This window comes from Psychrobacter sp. (assembly GCF_036731945.1).
GTDB lineage: Bacteria > Pseudomonadota > Gammaproteobacteria > Pseudomonadales > Moraxellaceae > Psychrobacter.
Window position 1 is genome coordinate 20,620 of the sequence record NZ_DAINDI010000027.1, and the last position, 3,249, is coordinate 23,868.

Here is a 3,249-nt window from a genome sequence, read left to right on the forward strand (position 1 = left end):
CACAATCACAACTGATGAGACAATCAATACGCTCCAATTAATATGAGCCACACTGTTTTCTGACAGCTCCTGTGCCCCTTTTTTCAGATCGCTGCGGGAGATTGGCACATCTTCATCAAACGGTTTTGATTGGCGTTCTGTACCGCCAAACTGCCTGCGCTCAAACGGCGGGCGCGAGCTTTCGCTAGGCTCATTTGCTAATGGGTTATTTGAGTCGTCAGCCTCCCTTAAGCCATCGTCATTCGGTTTGTCGCTCATTTATATTCCTTATTTTTATATGACTGTCCGTATTAGGTTCACTATATTCTACCCCTAGTCTAATGTCATTATGCTGAATGTGTTTATCCAATGATAATACAGGCTTAGCGTCAGTAGTAAAGCATCGTGAGAGAAAATCATACGTATGAAACTATTTAAAGCTAAAGTAATGAAAAAGGTTAAAGCCAAAGTAATGAAAAAGGGCACTTTCATTCACTATAAAGTTTCTTGCATAAAAAAGCCCACCTAACGCTCTTATCGAGAAATTAGACGGGCTTTTTTATGGCTTAAGATATATTACATATCGAACTCAAGCGCTCTATCACCGTTGGCGTCTTGGATACGCGTTGGCAAACCAATCGCATTTAGCAGATTGATAAATGGCTTGGCATCAAGCTCTTCAACGTTGACCATTTTGCCCGCATCCCACTCGCCCGTCGCGACCAACATTGCAGCAGCAACGGGTGGCACGCCTGCAGTATAAGAGATACCTTGGCTACCGACTTCGTTATAAGCGTCTTTATGATCGGAGATATTATAGATAAATACCTCAGTATCAACGCCGTTGATTTTACCTTTAACCTTGTCACCGATGCAGGTTTTGCCCGTATAATTTGGCGCAAGCGAACTTGGATCCGGCAGTACGGCTTTCACCACCTTAAGCGGAATCACTTCTTGCCCTTCAGCAGTCATCACCGGCTGCTCAGACAATAGACCTAGGTTTTGGAGCACAGTAAACACATTAATATAATGCTCACCAAAGCCCATCCAAAAGCGGATGTTTGGCACATCTAGGTTAGCCGATAAAGAATGAATCTCGTCATGACCACTTAGGTAACTGTTTTGCTCGCCAACGACTGGCAAATCATCGGTACGTTTGACTTCAAACATCTTATTCGACTGCCACTTACTGTCTTGCCAAGAATAAACCGTACCAGTGAACTCACGGAAATTAATCTCAGGGTCAAAGTTGGTGGCAAAATACTTACCGTGGCTGCCTGCGTTGATATCGATAATATCGATATCCGTCACCGAGCCTGCATCCATCATGTCATAGCCAAGACGCGCATAAGCGTTGACTACACCAGGATCAAACCCTGCGCCCAAAATCGCCGTGATGTTCTTGTCGGCACAGCGCTGTTTACGCTGCCATTCATAGTTGTCATACCATGGCGGCGTCTCGCAAATCTTACGCGGATCTTCATGAATGGCGGTATCAATATAAGCCGCGCCTGTTTCAATACAAGCCTCTAAAACGGTCATATTGACAAATGCCGAACCGACATTGATAAGGATTTGAATACCCGTCTCTTCAATCAGCTGTATCAGCGCTTGCGTATCCATCGCATCGACTTGATGGGTATGTAATACCGCAGGCAGCTTAAAGCTATTCTTTTCTTTGACACTTTGGGCGATGGCATCACATTTATCTTGCGTGCGTGAGGCAATATGAATCTCGCCGAGCACATCATTATGCATCGCACATTTATGCGCGACCACTTGCGCCACACCGCCTGCACCGATGATGAGCACGTCTTTTTTGCTAGGGTTGGTTTGATTTGTGTTCAATGAACAATCCTCCTTTGTGTCCCTGTCGATACCATCGATGGTGGCGAGTCAAAACAGAAACGAGTGAATGATATGCGTGAATTAAAAAGGAAGACCGAGGAAAACCCACGCACCCGTCGGGCAAAGCAGTATTTGGCTACTTGCTTTTGCCCGCGGCGATTATAACAATTTTTACCCACCTTTCGGCAATAATTAATAGATAAGTTGACATCCAATTTTATTATTCAAATCTTACCAGCTTATTATTAATAGCAAAATTAAGACAAGCTGGCCTTATAATCTTGATAATCAAACTCGCGCTGAACATCAATACTGCCATCAAGACGACGAATGACAATCGCCGGCATATTAACACCATTAAACCAGTTTTTCTTGACCATGGTATAACCGGCAGCATTACCAAGCGCAATGGTATCGCCAATTTTCAAATTACTCGGTAAGGCGTACTCACCAAAAATATCGCCTGCCAAACAAGAACGACCGTAAATAATAGTGTTGTCTGCAGCGCCCTCTTTTTGATCTTTATTTACCGGCATCATATCTATTGATTCTTCATTAATGGACATAATGGGAGCAGACTCGCGATAAATCAGTAAATCAAGCATATGCGCTTCGATAGAGGCATCGACGACAGCAAGATTTTTTTCATTGTGCATGGTGTCTAAGACGGTCGTGACCAATGAGCCCGCACCGTGAATGCTCGCTTCACCCGGCTCAAGATAGACTTGCACGCCATATTTTTCGCTAAAGCCTTTTAATCTATCAGCCAGTTTTTCGAGTGGATAATCAGGCGCAATAAAGTGAATGCCACCACCCAAGCTCACCCATTCAAGCTGCACCAACACCTCACCAAATCTGTCTTCGATATCGGCCAAGCTTGCGCTAAATGCCTCAAAGCTATCATTTTCACAGTTGTTATGAATCATGACGCCTGTGATATCAGCAAGTACGGCGGTAATCTTATCTTTATCATGCTCACCCAAACGGCTAAAGGGACGCGCAGGATCAGCGATAATAAAAGACGAGTTGCTGGTTTTTGGGTTTAAGCGCAGCCCAACTGGAACGTTTTTCGCCCCCGCTTGAGCTTTAAACGCACTCAATTGCGAGATAGAATTAAAAATAATTTTATCGGCATAGCTCAATACTTCATCGATTTCATCGGCGCTATAACCAACGCTATAAGCATGGGTTTCTTTTTTATTATCACTGCCTTTACCTTTACCAAAGGTTTCATAGCCCAACCGCACTTCATTAAGTGAGGACGAGGTTGTACCATGCAAATAAGGCTGCATGACATCAAACACGCCCCAAGTAGCAAAACATTTGAGCGCGAGCAAGGCTTTGGCGCCAGATAGCTCGCACAGACGTGCGATAATTTTCATGTTGGCAACGATTGCCGCTTCATCAAGCAGATAATAGGGC

3 protein-coding genes are annotated in these 3,249 nt (G+C 44.3%); all 3 read right to left on the reverse strand.

Annotated elements, in window-relative coordinates; translation table 11 throughout:
- A partial coding sequence (locus V7D75_RS07300; RefSeq protein WP_333614027.1) for a hypothetical protein occupies positions 1 to 258 on the reverse strand: 258 nt, incomplete at its 3' end.
- Between the two features lie 297 nt (positions 259 to 555).
- Entirely contained in the window at positions 556 to 1,827 is a 1,272-nt protein-coding gene (locus V7D75_RS07305) for a saccharopine dehydrogenase family protein (protein WP_333614028.1), read from the reverse strand.
- Between the two features lie 257 nt (positions 1,828 to 2,084).
- Positions 2,085 to 3,249 (reverse strand): carboxynorspermidine decarboxylase (locus V7D75_RS07310; RefSeq protein ID WP_333614029.1); only part of this gene is annotated, 1,165 nt, incomplete at its 5' end.